Origin of the sequence: Paraburkholderia nodosa (assembly GCF_001718195.1) — a bacterium.
Lineage (GTDB): Bacteria > Pseudomonadota > Gammaproteobacteria > Burkholderiales > Burkholderiaceae > Paraburkholderia > Paraburkholderia nodosa_A.
In genome coordinates, this window is sequence record NZ_MCNV01000005.1 from 118,398 (window position 1) to 134,930 (window position 16,533).

At 63.9% G+C, this 16,533-nt stretch carries 16 protein-coding genes; 6 read left to right on the forward strand and 10 right to left on the reverse strand.

Translation table 11 applies throughout. From position 1 onward, the window contains the following. Nucleotides 1-88: 88 nt before the first annotated feature. Nucleotides 89-877, forward strand: coding sequence for a COG4705 family protein (locus BFD71_RS11655; RefSeq protein ID WP_069263771.1), 789 nt, complete (start codon nt 89-91; stop codon nt 875-877). Between the two features lie 10 nt (nt 878-887). On the opposite strand, the gene BFD71_RS11660 is transcribed toward BFD71_RS11655, so the two are convergent. The 5 genes from BFD71_RS11660 to BFD71_RS11680 all read right to left on the reverse strand — a co-directional run bounded on the left by BFD71_RS11660 (nt 888) and on the right by BFD71_RS11680 (nt 5,797). After that, nucleotides 888-2,558: a tannase/feruloyl esterase family alpha/beta hydrolase gene (locus BFD71_RS11660; RefSeq protein ID WP_069263773.1), complete on the reverse strand. Its 1,671-nt coding sequence runs from the start codon at nt 2,556-2,558 to the stop codon at nt 888-890. Next, nucleotides 2,555-3,670, reverse strand: coding sequence for an OpgC domain-containing protein (locus tag BFD71_RS11665; RefSeq protein WP_069263775.1), 1,116 nt, complete (start codon nt 3,668-3,670; stop codon nt 2,555-2,557). Before BFD71_RS11665 ends, BFD71_RS11660 begins: the two co-directional genes overlap by 4 nt. A gap of 240 nt (nt 3,671-3,910) precedes the next feature. Beyond that, on the reverse strand, nt 3,911-4,387 hold the full coding sequence (locus tag BFD71_RS11670) for a VOC family protein (protein WP_069263777.1): 477 nt from the start codon (nt 4,385-4,387) through the stop codon (nt 3,911-3,913). Between the two features lie 106 nt (nt 4,388-4,493). Further along, complete coding sequence (locus tag BFD71_RS11675) at nt 4,494-4,754, reverse strand: hypothetical protein (RefSeq protein WP_069263779.1); 261 nt, start codon at nt 4,752-4,754, stop codon at nt 4,494-4,496. A gap of 125 nt (nt 4,755-4,879) precedes the next feature. After that, nucleotides 4,880-5,797, reverse strand: a complete 918-nt coding sequence (locus tag BFD71_RS11680; RefSeq protein WP_069263781.1) for a helix-turn-helix domain-containing protein — start codon at nt 5,795-5,797, stop codon at nt 4,880-4,882. Between the two features lie 195 nt (nt 5,798-5,992). Between BFD71_RS11680 and BFD71_RS11685 the strand changes: the two genes are divergently transcribed. Continuing rightward, nucleotides 5,993-6,892, forward strand: coding sequence for a DMT family transporter (locus BFD71_RS11685; protein ID WP_069263782.1), 900 nt, complete (start codon nt 5,993-5,995; stop codon nt 6,890-6,892). Between the two features lie 7 nt (nt 6,893-6,899). Here BFD71_RS11685 and BFD71_RS11690 read toward each other — a convergent pair whose 3' ends face one another. Further along, nucleotides 6,900-7,409, reverse strand: a complete 510-nt coding sequence (locus tag BFD71_RS11690; protein ID WP_069263787.1) for a hypothetical protein — start codon at nt 7,407-7,409, stop codon at nt 6,900-6,902. Nucleotides 7,410-8,005: 596 nt separating this feature from the next. Between BFD71_RS11690 and BFD71_RS11700 the strand changes: the two genes are divergently transcribed. The 3 genes from BFD71_RS11700 to BFD71_RS11710 all read left to right on the forward strand — a co-directional run bounded on the left by BFD71_RS11700 (nt 8,006) and on the right by BFD71_RS11710 (nt 10,461). After that, nucleotides 8,006-8,395 carry a hypothetical protein gene (locus BFD71_RS11700; protein ID WP_069263792.1) on the forward strand — a complete coding sequence of 130 codons (390 nt, stop codon included), beginning with the start codon at nt 8,006-8,008 and terminating at the stop codon, nt 8,393-8,395. 209 nt (nt 8,396-8,604) lie between these two features. Beyond that, a complete protein-coding gene (locus tag BFD71_RS11705) occupies nt 8,605-9,108 on the forward strand; it encodes a DUF2844 domain-containing protein (protein WP_083245199.1) in 504 nt (167 codons plus the stop codon). 21 nt (nt 9,109-9,129) lie between these two features. Next, the gene (locus BFD71_RS11710; RefSeq protein ID WP_069263793.1) at nt 9,130-10,461 is read left to right on the forward strand and encodes a DUF3443 family protein; all 1,332 of its coding nucleotides are present in this window, start codon (nt 9,130-9,132) and stop codon (nt 10,459-10,461) included. 76 nt (nt 10,462-10,537) lie between these two features. On the opposite strand, the gene BFD71_RS11715 is transcribed toward BFD71_RS11710, so the two are convergent. Further along, nucleotides 10,538-11,410 (reverse strand): LysR family transcriptional regulator, encoded by an 873-nt coding sequence (locus tag BFD71_RS11715; RefSeq protein ID WP_176732869.1) that lies wholly within the window; start codon nt 11,408-11,410, stop codon nt 10,538-10,540. 104 nt (nt 11,411-11,514) lie between these two features. Between BFD71_RS11715 and BFD71_RS11720 the strand changes: the two genes are divergently transcribed. Next, on the forward strand, nt 11,515-12,588 hold the full coding sequence (locus BFD71_RS11720; RefSeq protein WP_069264164.1) for an alkene reductase: 1,074 nt from the start codon (nt 11,515-11,517) through the stop codon (nt 12,586-12,588). Between the two features lie 68 nt (nt 12,589-12,656). On the opposite strand, the gene BFD71_RS11725 is transcribed toward BFD71_RS11720, so the two are convergent. Genes BFD71_RS11725 through BFD71_RS11735 form a run of 3 tightly spaced genes read right to left on the reverse strand, consistent with a single transcriptional unit; the run spans nt 12,657 to nt 16,522 of the window. Beyond that, nucleotides 12,657-13,844 (reverse strand): aromatic ring-hydroxylating oxygenase subunit alpha, encoded by a 1,188-nt coding sequence (locus BFD71_RS11725; protein WP_069263798.1) that lies wholly within the window; start codon nt 13,842-13,844, stop codon nt 12,657-12,659. 9 nt (nt 13,845-13,853) lie between these two features. Next, nucleotides 13,854-14,627: a siderophore ferric iron reductase gene (locus BFD71_RS11730; protein WP_069263801.1), complete on the reverse strand. Its 774-nt coding sequence runs from the start codon at nt 14,625-14,627 to the stop codon at nt 13,854-13,856. A 2-nt stretch (nt 14,628-14,629) separates the two neighbouring features. Beyond that, on the reverse strand, nt 14,630-16,522 hold the full coding sequence (locus BFD71_RS11735; protein WP_370684268.1) for an IucA/IucC family protein: 1,893 nt from the start codon (nt 16,520-16,522) through the stop codon (nt 14,630-14,632). Between the last annotated feature and the right edge of the window lie 11 nt (nt 16,523-16,533).

Genomic DNA, 16,533 nt, shown 5'->3' on the forward strand with positions numbered 1-16,533 from the left:
TCGGCCGTGGTTAAGGTTTAGTTAAGCAACGGCGGCATATAGTCCCAAGCTGTTTCGTTCCGCCCGTCATGCGGCGCAAGGAGTGTTCATGTCCACCACCACACGAAGTCTCATCGAAGATACGGTCAGCAAGGTCCCCGCCGTGACGCTCGGCTTCTGGATCATCAAGATTGCTTGCACCACGCTCGGCGAAACCGGCGGTGACTGGGTGACGATGTCACTGAATCTGGGCTATCTGGTTGGCACCCTCATTTTTCTCGCATGCTTCGTCGTGCTGGTGGGGGCGCAGATCCGCGCACAACGCTTCTACCCGTGGCTTTATTGGGCGACGATCGTCGCCACGACCACGCTCGGCACGACGCTCGCCGACTTTTGCGACCGTTCGCTCGGCGTAGGCTATCCCGGCGGCGTATCGATCATTCTGCTGCTGCTCGTGGCCAGTCTCGCGATCTGGTACCGCGTAGAAGGCACGGTGTCGATCGAGAGCGTCGCGACGCCGCGCGTCGAGTGGTTTTACTGGATTACGATCCTGTTTTCGCAGACGCTCGGCACCGCGCTGGGCGACTGGGTGGCGGGCGAAGACCGCGGCGGCCTTGGCGTGGGCTACGAATATGGCGCTGCGATCTTTGGCGCAGGCCTCGTCGTCGTCGCGCTGCTGTGGTTGTGGCCGCGCGTTTCGCGCACGGCACTTTTCTGGTTCGCGTTCGTGCTCACGCGTCCGCTCGGCGCGACGCTGGGCGATCTGCTCGACAAGCCCGTCGCTGACGGCGGCCTGCACTTCAGCCGCTTTTATGCATCGGCGCTGCTGATGATCTTCATCGTCGGCTGCATCGTGGTGCTGCCTCAGCGTGCCGCTCGCCGGGTGCGCGACGCGTAGCGCGCATCGGTCATTGCGGCATCACGCACGTGAAACTGGTCGCGCGATTCAGATTACCCTTGCCCAGATAGCGCGGAAACGCCGGGTAGCGGCACAGCGGCCGCGTGCGGCCGTTCGTGGCCTGGGCAATGTCGGTCGCGAACAAGGTTTCCGGCGCGCTGTCATGCGTGACCCAGTCGTCGAGCGCGCCCAGCAGATCGACGGATGGAATGAACACGCCGTTGCCGTGCTGGTAACCCGGCACCATGTAGAGCCGCATGAAGCTGTCCACGCGCTCTTCGCCGTAGCGCCCCACCAGCCCCTGATAATAGGCGATGGTCTGGTTTGGGCTGATGACCTCATCGGCGAGTCCTTGCAAGGTGATGAGCTTGCCGCCTCGCGCGATATAGCGCGACACGTCCGGATTCATCGCGCCGATCGTCGTCGACAGCGTAAACAGGCGCTCGCGGTGACGGCCGGGATGCATTACGTCGAAGTTCGTCGAATCGAAAGTCGGGTCGTGCGTGATGAAGTATTTGAGGTACGCATCGCCCTGCGCGTACAGGTAGCCATTGGTGACGAACCCCAGTTGAGTCAGCCGCTGTGGCTCATGCGCGAGGCCCAGCATGCTCGTGAAGCGCGTGCCCTGGAAGACGTTGTAGCCGCGATAGGTGTCCGCATTCCAGGCGAGCGCGTAGGGCAGGCGCAGGCCGTCTCGCAGGCTTTCCAGCGTGGCCAGTTGCGGTGGCGTCAGGCAGTCGTCGGGGGCGTGCTGGCGATCCGTCTGATCCTGTGAGGAGCAACGCAGCGAGTCGATGATCTCGGGCTCTTTCGCGCGGCAGGCTTCGACGTCGCTGATCAGGCCGTCCGCCGCGCCGTCGAGCGTATCGCATGCCTGCATCACGCGCTCGTACACGCGCTCCAGCAGTTGCGGCGACAGATAGCCGCCCGGCGTGCGGTATTCGTGCTGGCCCACCACGACGCCCGTCAAGCGCACGCCCGAGAAGTTCAGCGCGGGCGAATTCGCGATCACGCCGTCGTAGTCATCGGGATAGCGCTGGATCACGGTATAGCCTTCGCGGCCGCCTGTCGAGCCGCCCGCGAAATACACGTGCTCCGGCGGCTTGCCATAGCCGAGCGTGATCAGTGCGAGCGCAACGTCATGCGCTTTCTTCAAATGCGCGTAGCCGAAGTTGGTCACGGCTTCTTCGAGCAGTCCGAAGTTGGCCTCGGAGGAGGTGCCATTGTGGCCGGAGTCGTCGCCGAAGGTCGCATAGCCGCGCGCGAGCGGCGCGCGGTCGGGCGAGAAGGGCATCGGGCCGGTTCCCGTCACCACGACGCCGCTGTAGCCGCCACCGCCGAATTGCAGCGCACGGCCGTTCCAGCGGCTCGGAAGATTGACTTCGAAGCGGATGTCCGGCGTCCCGGCGCTCCGGGCGCGGATCACGCCGGTCAAGCGGCAGAAGTCGCCGTTGAGATTGCTTGTGGCGGTCGCGGAGATCATCGCGGCGCTCTGCACGAGCGCACCGTTGGTCGGCAGGCCGATGCTCGTGGGCGGCAGCAGCGCGCCGGCAAGGTCGGTGCAATGCAGCGGCAGCGAAGGCGTGTGCTGGGCGAAAACGGGGCCGCTAGCGATGAGCGTGAGCGTGGCGATGGCGATCGCCTTGAGGGATCCGAGTGCGCGCTTGCCCCGTCGTATCATCCGCAGCCGGCTCCGTTGACGCTCGCCCGGGCCTTCTCCTTCTGGCGCCCGAGGGTGCCGCGCCACGCCCTGGCGAGCATGAGCGTCGCGCCGATCGCGACGATGTCGCCAGCCAGCGCTGCCGCGAACGCCGCCGCGCCGTGCAGCGCGTGTGGCGTGGCGGTGTCGACGATCACCGAGATCAGCGTGCCGCCGACGAAACACACGAGCCCCGTGCGGCCAACGGTCACGACGGCGGGCACGCGCGCGGCGATCCGCGCGATCGTGCCGCGATGGACGAAATACGCCGCCACCATGGCAATGCCGATGAAGTTGACGACGCGCGCGAAGGCCAGATGCTGTTTCATTGCCCCAGGCATGGGTTGAATCAGGAGGAACCATTTAACCGCCGCGAACAGCACCACCGCGGCGAACGCGCATCGTACCAGCCAGCGCGCGGTTTCCGAGGTCTTGAAGCCGGGCGGAAGCGGGTGCAGCCGGCAGAGCATGCCGAATACGAACATCAACTGCCACGCGAATGGGTTGAACGGCCAGTTCGCGAGCGTGCTCGCGCCGATGAGCGCAGCCAGCAGCGGCGCGAAGGCCCAGAGCAGCAGGCTGCAGATCAGCGTGGCGAGCGGCGCGCGGCGGGCGAAGGGGACGGCTGCGGGCACGCACAGCGCAAATATGACATACATCGGCAGCACGCTGGACAGATACGGCTGGCGGGCGAGCAAGACGACGTGGAGGGTCTCGCGCAGCGGATGCGTGGCAAACGACGCCCAGCCGCTCAGGTCGGCGGCGGCAGGATTGAGGTTCAGGAGCGCGAGCATCGCGCCAGAAAGCAGCGTGAGGAGGGCGGTCAGCAGATAGGCGCGGTAGATCTCCCAGCTGCGGCGCAGGAAGCGCGCTTGCGCGGCGCTCATGCCACGGTGCGCGCGCACGGCCATAAAGGCCGCGGCCGACGCGTACCCGCCGAGAAACACGAACACTTCGGCGGAGTCGCACAGCGCGTAAGCGTGCAGCGTCAGCTGCGCCAAGGCGCTGCCCGGTATGTGATCGAGCACGATCACAATCAGCACGACGCCGCGGAAAAAGTCGACTTCGATCGAACGCCTCTGGCGAGACTCCATGGTGCCCTCGCAAGCATCGCGGCGGCGCCAGCTCAGGCTGGCGTCGACCGCTCGATGAATGTCAGGGCGGCGGCTCACTTATCGTGAGCGTCGCCCTTGTGCGTACGAGGGCATCTCGCAGGTATCGTTCCCTGCTCGCGGCGTGGTTGGGGCTTTATGCGCCTGATATGACACGCGCGCCATGTCAGCGCCATCTGCATGCCAGCTATGTGGCGATTGCGGTGTCCGGCGGCGTGTCGCCTACTTCGCTGCGGCGGCGCGTTCGATTCCGGCGATGTCGATCTTGCGCATAGTCATCATCGCTTCCATCGCGCGCTTGCCGGCTTCGCGATCAGTGCCGAAGACGCATTCGAGCAGGCGCTTTGGCGTGATCTGCCACGAAAAACCCCAGCGATCCTTGCACCAGCCGCAATCCGATTCCTCGCCGCCGTTGCCGACGATGGCGTTCCAGTAGCGGTCGGTCTCTTCCTGGCTGTGGGTCTCGACCATGAAGCTCACGGCCTGGTTCGCCTGGAAGTTGGGGCCGCCGTTCAGGCCCACGAAGCGCCGGCCGAGCACCGTGAATTCCACCACCAGTTCCGCCCCCGCACCGATGCCTGGTATCGGGGATACATGGCCAGCCCCGACATGGCTGTCCGGAAACGTCGCGGCGTAGAACTCCGCCGCTTCGCGTGCTCTACCTTCATCGAACCACAGGCAAGTCACAAGTTCCGCCATCACGATCTCCTTTGACAAGGCGTCTCATTGCCGACGCGTAGCGCACATTGTGACAAAGCCTCGGCGTTATGGGGGATTTTTGATTTTTGCTGATGGAGTACCGCGGCTAGTCGATGCAGCGTTCGATCGCGAGGGACTGGGCGTTGTGTGCATCTATCCTGTCGTGTTCCGAAAATGATTCGGAGTACGATGCAACACACAGCGCAAGATTAGCGCGGGTGCTGGGTGGCGCGAACATGAGCGCAAGCGTGAATGCCATGACTGCCGCAAGCACAATAGCGCCGCCGCGCAAGGTCGTGCGCAAAGCGGGCGATAAGGGGAAAACGGCGCTAAAACGCGAAGTGTGTTCGACGATGGTTCGGAACATGACGGGCTCTTTGCGGTGAACGTCGAGGGCATGACGTCACGATAGTGCAGGCCCGGCAGTCGCGACAAGACCCAGCCGCGCGGCAAAACATGGAGCCACGCACCGCGGGATCGAGGGACATACGACTACTTCGGGAATGCTTGACGATAGACATTCGGCGCGGCGCCGAATGCATCGCGGAAGCGATGGCTGAAGTGGCTCGCGTTCGCGTACCCGCACTCTGCGGCAATCTGCGCGAGCGGCAGAGCGGTCGTGCGCAACAGCAGGCGGGCGCGCTCCAGACGCTGGGCGGCGATCCACGCATGCGGCGGCCGCCCGAACGAGGTGCGAAACATACGCGCGAGATGGTACTCGGAAAGGCACGCGACATCGGCCAGTGCGCCGAGCGTCAGCGTCTCGCCCAGGTGGGCGTCGATATAGTCGCGCAGCCGCCGCCGTGTCGATACGGCGAGGCCGCCCTTGAGGGCCGCGCCCGCGCGCCGCACGCCCTGGCTGCGCAGCAGCAGGCTCAGCACGTCGTGCGCCGTTTCGTTGCTGCGTAAAAGTCCATCTGGATCGGCCCAGTTCTCGTTGGCCAGCGCCTGGCAGAGCACGGCAATGCGTTCGTCTTCGAAATACGTGCGGTCAGCGAGAGTGAGTTCGCGCGGTTCCTGGTCGAGTTCGCGCACCGCGCGCTGCGTGAAGTGCTCGGGCAGGAAATACAGGTGCATGAAATGCATGTGGCCGCGCACCCACCAGCGCGATTCATGGTCGCCGGGCAGCGCGCAGAGGCGGCTTGGCGCGCCGTACACGCCAGGCAGTTTCTGCCGCTCCGTGCGGTAGCCGCCGTCGAGATAGCACGACAGCGTGTGATGGCCCGGCCGGTCATAGACGGTTTCGGCCTCGCGCGTGACGCGCGTCCACACGGCGGCCGCGAACTGGTCGCCGAGCCACGCAAAGCGCTCCAGCGTCGCATTGGCCTCGCTCAGCGTGCGGCACACCGAATGCAGCCCAAAGGGCGTATTGGCGAGGGCGGGTGCGGGAAGCGGCACCTGGGCGTTCATGGTCGGGGCGGCGTGCTGCAAGGCGGTGATGGGGTCCACAAAGCGGGTAGTCAGAGCGGCTTTTGAAAGTATACGCTCGCGCCCCCGCCGTTGCTGGCCGTGGCCGGGCGCAGGCAAGAAATGCGCAATCCTGGACAAGTCCGCGCCGGCCCCGTGCGCCATAGTTGTGGCATCGACTCGAGGTCCTTTCCCGCGATGAATCTCTTACTCTACGTGCTCACCGTCCTGATCTGGGGCACCACCTGGATCGCTATCAAGTGGCAGCTTGGCGTCGTGCCCGCGCCCGTTTCGATCGCCTGGCGTTTCGGGCTCGCGGCACTTCTGGTGTTTGCGCTGCTGGGCGTGATGCGCCGCCCCGTCTGGCCGCCGCGCGCGGCGTGGCGCTATCTCGTCGCCCAGGGGCTGGCGCTGTTCTGCCTCAATTTCCTGTGCTTTTACTATGCCGAGAACATCGTGCCGAGCGGGCTCGTGGCCGTGGTGTTTTCGACCGCGCCGCTCTTGAATTCGATCAACGGACGCATTTTCATGGGGCGGCCGCTGCAACCCTCCGCCGTGGGCGGCGCCGTACTGGGCCTGATCGGGATCGTTTGTCTTTTCCTGCAGCAGATGGCCGGCCATATCGGCGATCAGACCGCGTGGCTCGGCCTCGCCGTGGCCTTCCTCGGCACGCTGTGCTTTTCCACGGGCAATCTGCTATCCAGCCGCATGCAGTCGATGGGGCTCAATCCGCTCGTCACGAACGGCTGGGCCATGCTGATCGGCACCGCTGTGCTCGTGGCCGGCAGTGCCGCGGCCGGATTGCCGTTCAGGCTTGAAATGGATGCGCGCTATCTCGGCGCGCTGGCCTGGCTCGTCGTAGCAGGGTCAGTGATCGGCTTTACGGCCTATCTGACGCTCGTTGGCCGGATCGGGCCCGAGCGCGCGGCGTATTGCACGGTCTTGTTCCCGATCGTCGCGCTGGCCGTTTCGACGGTCTACGAGGGCTACCGGTGGTCCTTGCTTGCGGTTATCGGGCTTTTGCTGGTCGTCTCGGGCAACCTCGTAGCGTTCGATCTGACGCGGCGCCTGTTCGCGCGCCGCGCGCCGGCAGCGTGAGCGGGCTTCAGCGCGCCAGGGTCGCCTTCAGGGTGTTGGCATAGCGCCGATATAGCCAGGCGGAACACGGCGCGCCCAGATAGAGCGCGCCGAAAGCAGCGAGTGCGGTGCCCAGCAGATTGTGGGTGTCGAGCGAAGCGAGAGCCTGGTGCCGCGTCGCGAGGCCGGGTGCGGCGACGACGACCGAGGCCGTGAGCGTGGGTAGTCCTGCGACACCTGGATGAGCCAGATGCTCCAGCAATGCCCGCGCGTATCGGTCCACACTTCCCGTATCCAGGCAGACGAGCACCGGCGCGAGGATGGCCAGTCCCCAGGTGCAGCCAAGATATCGCCAATAGCTCGGGTAGGTGAGGAGCCGGAACGGCGGCGTGCGGTCGGGGCTCAGGGTGTTCACGGCGGACGACGAAAGCCACGCGTAGGGCAGTAGCAAAACCGCAAATACGGGGTGGTGACGGAAATATCGCCAGCCGTCGCGCCATGCGCCCTTCACGCACTGACCCAATATGATCGACTCCATTCGAATCCCTTGTGCGTTTTTATTTGCGGTTGCCTCGAAGCGCCAGCGGGGCGTTTATGTGTTTTGCATCATTCGCCGCTGGCCGGGCGGCCGCGTCGATTGTGACGGGCTGTGGGCGACGAGTATGTGGGATGGCACACTGAGATTTTCGGTGAGTTATTCAATTCAATTTCAAATCCCTACATTTTTATTACGACTGCGTAAATGCAGCGTTCATAAACTAATGGTCTGCGCTAAAGATTCGCCTAAAGGTTGCCGATAGCCTTTTAAGAACAGAATTAATACGATTGCAAACACGCGGCACGCCGGCCGCTCGGGGGTTACCGCCAACGCATGCGCGTGCGGGGAATGAACGAATGCAAAGCAGATGGCCCATCTCAGCGTGCAGCACACGCCTGCACACGCAATTCACGCTCCGGACGAGCGCGGTCCTCACGACGGGATTGACGTTCGCGGGCGCTATCAAGCGCAACGGCATGGACGCGACTCTGGCTCGTGGGTGTCGACATGACATGGTAAACGCCGCGAAATCCGTTCAGTGCATCGCGTGATCTTCGCCGGGGACAGGGACAAGACAAGGACGGGAGAGGCCTGCAATGAAGGTTCACGCTAGTGCGCTTACGCTGCTGCACTGGTTGGCGCAACGCGAAAGCGCGTCGGTCAGCGAAATCACTGCGTCGGGGTTGATGAATTCGCGCGAAGCGTCGGATGTCGTGCGCTACGCCATGCGCAACGGGGCTGCCGAACGCATCAATAAGGGCGCGAGTGCGCGAGGATCCGCGCGCTACCGTTGTACCGGCGTCCCACTGCCGGAGCCACGGACGACGCCGGCCGGTGCGTCATTCGAAGGCTTGCTGAGCGCCTGGGGAATCGCCAAGGAGCCGCCCGAGCTTCCCGCGGTGCGTACGCGCGTGTACCAGATCGAAGATAACAGCCAGGATAATCGAGGCGGAGATCGCCTCGGCAAACTAAAGCTCAATGATTGAAACCAACTGCGAGCAAATTGGGGCGACTGGGTAGACTAGAGAAATAGATACACCGTTCAGCGGACCCGGCAGGGCATTTCGGGTAGTCTCCGGGACACCCTGGCGTGAAGTGAGGGTTCGATTCTCGCCGTTGATTTTCGCAAGGATGGCAACGGCAAACCTGCGCCGATGTGCGCGATAAAACCAACCATAAAAAGGGTTCTCTCCTGATGTCGAATCAGATCTTGCACGCCGCGCTTTGCGCGGCGTTCAGTTGCGCTGCGCTCGGTGCGGCGGCACCTGCCTCGGCTGCGCTCGGCGGCATGCCCACGCCCGCGCCGGCTGGAGCTGTCTCCAGTTCGGCCAATGCGGCCGTCGTCCATGCTGCATCGGGCGTCTCGGGTACCGCGAGCGCCGCCTCATACACGGTGACGCAAACGACTTTCGCCACCGGCACGGTCGTCCGTGAGTACGCCACGGCAGCGGGCACAGTATTCGGCATTGCGTGGAGTGGGCCGATCATGCCGAACCTCCCCGTACTGCTCGGCACCTACTTCACGCAATACGACAGTGCGCGCGTCTCGCAGCGCACCGCTAATCCTGGCCGTGGTCCGCTGGCCGTCGAGCTTCCCAATCTTGTGGTTCATTCCGGCGGCCATATGGGCGCATTCTCCGGGCAAGCCTATCTGCCGCAGTCGTTGCCGACGGGCGTGAGCGCCACCGACATCCAATAACAAACTAAAACAAGGCGAACCATGTTGAGTATCAATGGGAAACTGGCCCGAATGCTGGCTGCATTCGGTTTGGCGGCAGCTGTCGCTCTCGTCGCGGGTTGCGGTGGCGGCGGCGGATCGGGCAATTCGTCGGCGGGCACGTCGACAGGCAGCGGCGGCACGGGCGGTACGTCTAACAGCACGGTCCTCGCTGCCGGCGCCGCGGTATCGAGCTTGCCCGCGACGCTCGCGAGCAACCAGGTTGCCGTGACTGTGGCGTCGGGTGTCAAAAACGCCCCGAACATTCCGACGGTCAGCGTGACGATTTGCGCTCACGGCACGAGCACGTGCCAAACGATCAACAACATCCAGGTCGATACGGGGTCGTGGGGGTTGCGGCTCACGCTGGATGCGCTGAACAGCACCATGCAGTCGGCGTTGCCGGTCGAGACAGTGAGCGGCAAATCCGTTGCCGAGTGCTTCGGTTTTGCCGACGGCAACACCTGGGGCTCCGTTCGTACGGCGGATGTGACGATCGGCGGTGAAACGGCTTCGAGCGTGCCCATCCATGTCATGGGCGATCTGCCGCAAACGGCGGCTGGCGGCACTAACGACGGCTGCGCAGTTGGTACGCTCAACGACACGTCGTCGTCAATCGCGGCGCACGGCATTCTCGGCATCGGCCCCGCGGAATACGACTGCGGCAGTGGCTGCGCAACCACGCCGAACGGCGTCTATTTCGGCTGCACGGGGTCGGGAAGTTCGACGAGCTGCACGGACCTCGCGGTAGTGGAATCGTCGCAAGTGACGAATCCGGTCCGGTTGTTCCCGACCGACAACACGGGCGTGATCCTGAACATGCCGGCCGTGACGTCGTCGGGTTCGACGAGCGCAACCGGGTTCCTGACGTTCGGCATCGGTACGCAGTCGAACAACGTAGTGCCGACTTCCGGCATTCAGAAGCTCACAACCGACCATTATGGCAACTTGCAAAGTGCATCACTGAGCGGTACGAGCGTGTCGGCGGCATTCTTCGATACGGGCTCAAACGGGCTGTTCTTCCCTGACAGCACGTTGTCGTCGACGATGTGCAAGCTCGCGATCGGCTTCTACTGCCCCGCTTCGACGGTGTCGCGGACGCCTTCTGTCACAGGGTTCAACGGCACCAACGTTTCGGCGGGGCTTAGCATCGCCAACGCGCTGAATTTGTTCGAGGACGGTGGCTTCGCGTACGGGAACGTCGGCGGGATCATGACGGGCGTCGCCTTCGATTTCGGCATGCCGTTTTTCTATGGCCGCACTGTGTACGTCAATTACGATCCGAGCACTGATGGCAATCAAGGCGTCGCTACGTCGGCCTACGTTGCCTTCTAAGTCGTAGTGCCGTATCCGCGAGCGGCCGCAGCGCCGCTCGCGGATATCTCAGCGGCCATACATCCTCGGCGGTGCACTACCGCGCCAGCCGCGCCCGCAAAAACTCGATAAAGCGCTGCGTCTTCGCCGGCAGCAGACGCGTTTCCGTAATCGCGTAGACCGGCGTGGGCGTGCCATGCCATTGCGGCAAAATCCGCCGCAACGCTCCGCTGGCCACCTCGTCGGCCACGATTTCCGCTGGCAGCAGCACGATGCCCATGTCGAGCGTAGCGAGGCGGCGGATCATGCCGACGCTGTTGAGCGTAAAGCGTCCGCCCACCTTCACCATGCTCGTGCGCTTTGCGTCGTGCAAGGTCCACGTGTCAGCCCTCAGGATGACCAGGCATTCGTGCCGTTCCAGGTCAGCCGGCTTGCCTGGCTCGCCCGCGCGCCGGAGATAGCCCGGCGACGCATAAAGATATGGTGTGAGCGACGCCAGCGGACGCGCAATGAGTTGCGAGCTTTCGGACTCGCCCATGCGGATCGCCACGTCGAACGGATCGCTCACCAGATCGACACGCCGCGGATTCAGTTCGAAATCGAAGGAGATGGCTGGGTAGAGACTGGCGAATTCGGCGATCAGGGGCGCGAGGTAGGTGACGGCGAAATCGACCGGAAACGAGGCCCGCAGCACACCGCTGGGCTGCGCGACCATGTCGCCTAGCTGCTCGTGCGCGAGGCGGGCTTCATCGACGATGCGCTTGCAGCGCTCGAAGTAGACCTGACCCGCTTCGGTCAACTCGATCTTGCGCGTCGTGCGATGGAGCAGGCGCAGTCCGATCGCCTTTTCCAGGCCGCTGATGCGGCGTGAAAGGGTGGAATTCGGCATGCCTGTCGCGTCGGCGGCACTGCGAAACCCCTTGGCTTTGACGACTTCGACGAACAAGGCCATGTCGTTCAATAGTTCCACCTTCACTGCTCCATCAATGGATCAATGATATCCAAATTACCATATTTATCCCAATCGTGAAGCAGGCGATGATGCACCCATCCAAACCAGTCGAGGTGATCATCATGAGCAAGCTTTTCGAATCCGTACGCGTCGGACGTTACACGCTGCCAAACCGTCTGGTCATGGCGCCCATGACGCGTTCGCGCGCGCTGGCCGACGGCACGCCCGGCGAACTGGCCGCCGAGTATTACGCCCAGCGTGCGAGCGTTGGCTTGATCGTCACCGAAGGCACGCAGCCTTCGGATGAGGGCCAGGGCTACATGACGACCCCGGGCATTTATAGCGACGCGCATGTCGCCGGATGGAAAAAAGTCACCTCGGCCGTGCATGCGAGAGGCGGCCACCTCTTCATCCAGCTCATGCACGCCGGCCGCATGTCGCATCCCGACAATACGCGGCACCACCGCGTGGGCGTCGCGCCTTCCGCCATTGCGCCGGGTACGGCCATGTTCACGGCCAGCGGCATGCAGGACATTCCCGTGCCGCGTGCCTTGACCATCGAAGAAATCCGCCGCACCGTCGACGATTTCCGCACCGCCGCCCGCCACGCCGTTGATGCCGGCGCGCACGGTGTCGAAATCCACGGCGCGAATGCCTATCTGGTTCAGCAGTTCTTCGCGCCGAGCGCCAATACGCGCACGGACGAATACGGTGGCCCGATCGAAAACCGCGCACGCTTTGCGCTCGAAGTCGCGGCCGCCATTGCCGGCGAAATCGGCGCCGACCGCACGGCTATCCGCCTTTCACCGGGCACGACGCTGTGGGGCATCGACGAAGGCGCCCAAGGCCCCGATCTTTATCACTATCTGGTGGCCGAACTCGACAAACTGGGGCTCGCCTATCTGCACATCGCGCATCAGGGCGACGAGGCGCTGCTGGCTGACATTCGCAAGCTGTGGAAGGGCGCGTTGACCGTGAACCGGGCTGGCCGCCCGCGCGAACAGATTGGCGCAGATGTGGCCACGGGGCTGGCGGACCTGGAATCCTACGGTCAGATGGTGCTGGCGAATCCCGATTTCGTCACCCGCCTGCAGCGCAATGCGGCGATGAACGCGGCGGATCGCAACGGCTTCTTTGGGGGCGCCGCGCAAGGCTATACGGACTACCCGAGCTTGAGCGAAGTGGCTAACGCCTGACGTAACAAGAAGGCGCGGGGCGTGCGTTGCATTCGCTGCGCCAATGCGAAACCGCCTGCCTTGCGCGGTTACGCAATGGCTCTTTCGAGCGGTCCCGCGAGGGCGCGCCGATACCACGCATGGAAATGGCGCATGCCGTCTTCGAGCGGCGACTGATACGGCCCGGCGTCGCTGATGCCGCGCCGGTGGAGCCGCAGTCGTCCCGCATCCATACGCTCGGCGATCTCGTCGTCCTCGATCATCGTCTCCAGATACGCCGCGCGTTGAGCTTCGATGAATTCGCGTTCGAATGCCGCGATTTCTTCGGGGTAGTAGAACTCCACCACGTTGAGCGTTTCCTGCGGGCTCTTCGGATACAGCGTCGAGACCACGAGCACGTGCGGGTAGAGCTCGATCATCTGCGTGGGGAAATACGCGAGCCAGATGGCGCCGAACTCGGGCGCCTCGCCGCCGCGATAATCGAGCAATCGATCGTGCCACGCGCGATAGATTTCCGAACCCGGCTGCGCAAGCGCGGCGTGCACGCCCACGCGTTGCATGCTGTACGTTTCGGCGAATTCCCAGTCGAGCGTTTCGCAGGTCACGAAACGCCCGAGGCCTGGGTGGAATGGCGCGACGTGATAATCCTCCAGATAAACTTCGATAAAGGTTTTCCAGTTGTACCGGCAGGTATGCGTTTCGACGTGATCGAGCACGTACCCGGAGAAGTCGAACTCGGGGCGCATGAACACGCGCGCCATGTCGCGCGCGGGCTCGCGGGGTCCCTCATAGAGCATCCCATGACAATTTCGCAGTTCGAAACGTTCGAGATTGCGGCACGGCTTGCGCTCGAACTCGGGCGCGCCGATCAACTCGCCGCCAGGCGTGTACGTCCAGCGGTGCAAAGGACATACGATGTTGCCGCCGCTCGCGGCGAGATTGCCTTGCGCAGGCGGGCCGCCGCTCGCAGCGACGTTGCCGACCTTGCCGCCCAGCATGAGCGACTGGCGATGACGGCAGACGTTCGAGAGCAATTGCACGCCGTGTTCGCCGCGCACCAGCACGCGGCCGCCTTCGTCCTGCGGCAGGTGCCGCCAGTCGCCGCGCTCCGGCACCGACTGTTCGTGGCCCACGTATAGCGCCGAGTGCGCGAAGATACGCGCCATCTCGCGCTCGAACAGCGTCTCGTCGAAATAGGCGCTCGCGGGCAATTGCGCATGCACCTCCTCCGTATCGGTCGGCAGCGCGAGATGCGCGAGGTCACTGATATCGTTCATCGGTCGGTTTCATCCTGTTTCGTGTTGCGCGTTCAGGCGCACGATGCGTTCATGCTTTGCGAGCCGCGGGCAGGTGCTGCAGAGTTCGCCGTCGCGGCGGCGATAGTGGTAACAGCAGGTGCGCCGCTCCAGCGCGAGTGCGTTTGCGCCGTCCGTGCGCGAAAACGGGAAATAGCCTGAGCAGCCTTGCAGGCCGAGCGCTGCGAGCCACTGCCGGCCATGCGCCTCGACCTGTGCGTCGCTCCATTCGGGACGCGCCTTGCGTGCCGCAAGTAGTGCGGCGAGCACTACGTCGGCTTGCGTGCCGCGCGCTGCTGCCGCATTCAGGCGAATCACCGGCATCAACTCGTCGTGCATTTGCTCGCAGCACGAGATGATTTCGCGTGCGGCGTGCGCGATCAATGCGTGCGTGTCGCCCTGTGCTGGTTCGTGATCGCGTATGCGGACCTCGCGAGTCCAGCCCTCGGCAATGGGTTGCGCGATGTCCGCAAGCGAGAGCGACACGCCTGCCGCATGCACTCCGATCACGCTCAAGTTGAGCGGTTGCCAGATCAGGATGCCCCAGCAGCGCGACGACCAGTAGGGGCCGCCCGCTTCAGGGTAGGTGCGCGACCAGAAGGCAAGGAGCGAATCGAGCGCAGCGCGATTGGCGTCCCCGCCAGGCGGCGCCGGGCGCGTATGCACGATGCCTTGCGCGGGGCGCGCGGCTACCACGCCCCGCAATCCCGGTACGAGCCGCGCGGCGAGCTGCAGCATGTCGTCGAGCGCGCGGTTTGCCGCCATGCTTATGCCGCGACCGCTTCGGCGCTCATGCCAGTCGCTTGCGCGGCGTCTCGCGGCGCACCGCGCCTGCCCGCCAGCGGGTTCTGCAGATTGCCCGCCATCTTCAGATTGCCCGCGGGATCGGCGAGATTGACCATCTGCAGGTTGTTGCCGAGTTGCAGACGGTTCAGGCACGAGTGCAGGAACTCGGGCGCGAAGAGGTCGTATTCGGCGTATTTGCGCGCGAGTTGCGGGTGCTCGTCCTGATAGCGTGCAACGCAGCGCGCCACCGTGTCCCAGAAGACGTCTTCCGTGCAGCAGCCGTGCTCGACGAGTACCTGATTCATGTAGCGGAAGAAGCCATCGAACACGTCGATGAAGATCGCGAGCAGCTTGACGCGCTCGGGCACGTCCACGGCGAGGCGCTTGACGTTTTCCGGAAGCTGCGCATCCTTGTTGAGGATGGCGGATTCTTCCGCAATGTCCTTCATGATCGCGCGCACGGGCACATGGTTTTCAAGCACGAGGATGAGATTTTCGCCGTGCGGCATGAACACGAGATCGTGTGCGTAGAAGCAATGGACGAGGGGCGCGAGATATGCCTCCATGTAGCGCTCGAGCCAGGCTTGCGCCGTGAGCCCCGAAGCCTCGATCAGCGCCGGCAGCAGCGCTGCGCCATGGCGGTCCGTATGCAGCAGCGCGGCCATGGTCATGAGCCGCTGGCCGTCTCCCGCGAGACTGAGCGGATTCTCGCGCCAGAGCGCCGAAAACATCTTCTTGTAGGGGCTGTCCACCTGGACGGCCGCTTCGTAATAGCGATTGCGAAAGCCGATGGACGCGACTTCGCGCAGGATGGTGAACCCTTTGCCTTGCAGATACGCGTCGCTCGCCACGAGGCCTTTGATGAAGTCGTTGATGGCGGGCGTGCCCGACATGTAGTACGGCGAGAGTCCGCGCATGAAGCCCATGTTGAGAATCGAGAGCGACGTCTTCACATAGCGTTTCGAACGGTCCGAGAGATTGAAGAACGTGCGGATCGATTGCTGGGCCTGATAACGGTCCGCGCCGAAGCCAAGGCAAACGATGCGGTTGGTCGCGACATAACTTGCAAACGCGATCGAGAGTTTGTTGAACCACTGCCACGGGTGCGCCGGCATCAACCGATAGTCGGCGAAGTCCACGCCGCGCGCTTCGACGATCGAGCGAAAGCGCGCGATGGTCTCCACGCCCAGTTCTTCTGCCATGAGCTGTTCGTAGTCGAGGTCGGCTGAGCTGTGGAACGCGGCGTTCTCCTTGTGCACGGCGAGCCAGACGATTTGAATCGGCGAGCCTGCCTCGGGCGCGAACGCGCGATAGTCGCCCGCGTCGAAGCCGAGCCTGCCGTTGTTGGCGACGAAGCCTGGATGGCCCTCGCTCATTGCGGTTTCGATCGACTGGAAATCGGCATCGAGGAGTTCGGCTGTGTCCGGGCCATCTTTCACCGCTTTGTAGGCTGCGCCATACAGCGTGCTGCTGATTTCATCGAGGTAGATGGGCAGCATCTCCTCCTTGATGCCAAGCCGCGCTTTCACGTCGAGGATGAAGGCGAGGGCGTCGAGCGGTTGCGGCGCGCCGTCCTGCGAGCACACGATGGTCTCGGGGCGAATGCTCCAGTGGCGCAGTGCGAGCAGGCGCGCGTCGAAGGTGTAGACGCGGGTACCGTCGTCGGATTCGAGCGCATAGCGCGCGTAGTGCTCGCCGGGCGCATCGCCCACACGCTGTGGCTCGACGATCAGCTCGTGAGCATACTCGGCAATGGCCTTGCGCACCAACATGCGGTTCGCGTGCTGCCACACCTTGGGTATGAGGTGGGCGGTAGCCTCATGGGGCGTGAGGAGCACATGTTGCATGGAAGCCTGGGTTGCGACGTGATTCATGTTGCGATGTC

Bases quoted from the DNA above. Each gene is read 5' to 3' on its own strand.
- BFD71_RS11680 (WP_069263781.1), bottom strand. From the start codon at position 5,797: ATGAACGCCCAGGTGCCGCTTCCCGCACCCGCCCTCGCCAATACGCCC.
- BFD71_RS11705 (WP_083245199.1), top strand. From the start codon at position 8,605: ATGTCGAATCAGATCTTGCACGCCGCGCTTTGCGCGGCGTTCAGTTGC.
- BFD71_RS11660 (WP_069263773.1), bottom strand. From the start codon at position 2,558: ATGATACGACGGGGCAAGCGCGCACTCGGATCCCTCAAGGCGATCGCC.
- BFD71_RS11725 (WP_069263798.1), bottom strand. From the start codon at position 13,844: ATGAACGATATCAGTGACCTCGCGCATCTCGCGCTGCCGACCGATACG.
- BFD71_RS11720 (WP_069264164.1), top strand. From the start codon at position 11,515: ATGAGCAAGCTTTTCGAATCCGTACGCGTCGGACGTTACACGCTGCCA.
- BFD71_RS11670 (WP_069263777.1), bottom strand. From the start codon at position 4,387: ATGGCGGAACTTGTGACTTGCCTGTGGTTCGATGAAGGTAGAGCACGC.
- BFD71_RS11690 (WP_069263787.1), bottom strand. From the start codon at position 7,409: ATGGAGTCGATCATATTGGGTCAGTGCGTGAAGGGCGCATGGCGCGAC.
- BFD71_RS11730 (WP_069263801.1), bottom strand. From the start codon at position 14,627: ATGGCGGCAAACCGCGCGCTCGACGACATGCTGCAGCTCGCCGCGCGG.
- BFD71_RS11675 (WP_069263779.1), bottom strand. From the start codon at position 4,754: ATGTTCCGAACCATCGTCGAACACACTTCGCGTTTTAGCGCCGTTTTC.
- BFD71_RS11685 (WP_069263782.1), top strand. From the start codon at position 5,993: ATGAATCTCTTACTCTACGTGCTCACCGTCCTGATCTGGGGCACCACC.
- BFD71_RS11655 (WP_069263771.1), top strand. From the start codon at position 89: ATGTCCACCACCACACGAAGTCTCATCGAAGATACGGTCAGCAAGGTC.
- BFD71_RS11735 (WP_370684268.1), bottom strand. From the start codon at position 16,522: ATGAATCACGTCGCAACCCAGGCTTCCATGCAACATGTGCTCCTCACG.
- BFD71_RS11665 (WP_069263775.1), bottom strand. From the start codon at position 3,670: ATGGAGTCTCGCCAGAGGCGTTCGATCGAAGTCGACTTTTTCCGCGGC.
- BFD71_RS11700 (WP_069263792.1), top strand. From the start codon at position 8,006: ATGAAGGTTCACGCTAGTGCGCTTACGCTGCTGCACTGGTTGGCGCAA.
- BFD71_RS11710 (WP_069263793.1), top strand. From the start codon at position 9,130: ATGTTGAGTATCAATGGGAAACTGGCCCGAATGCTGGCTGCATTCGGT.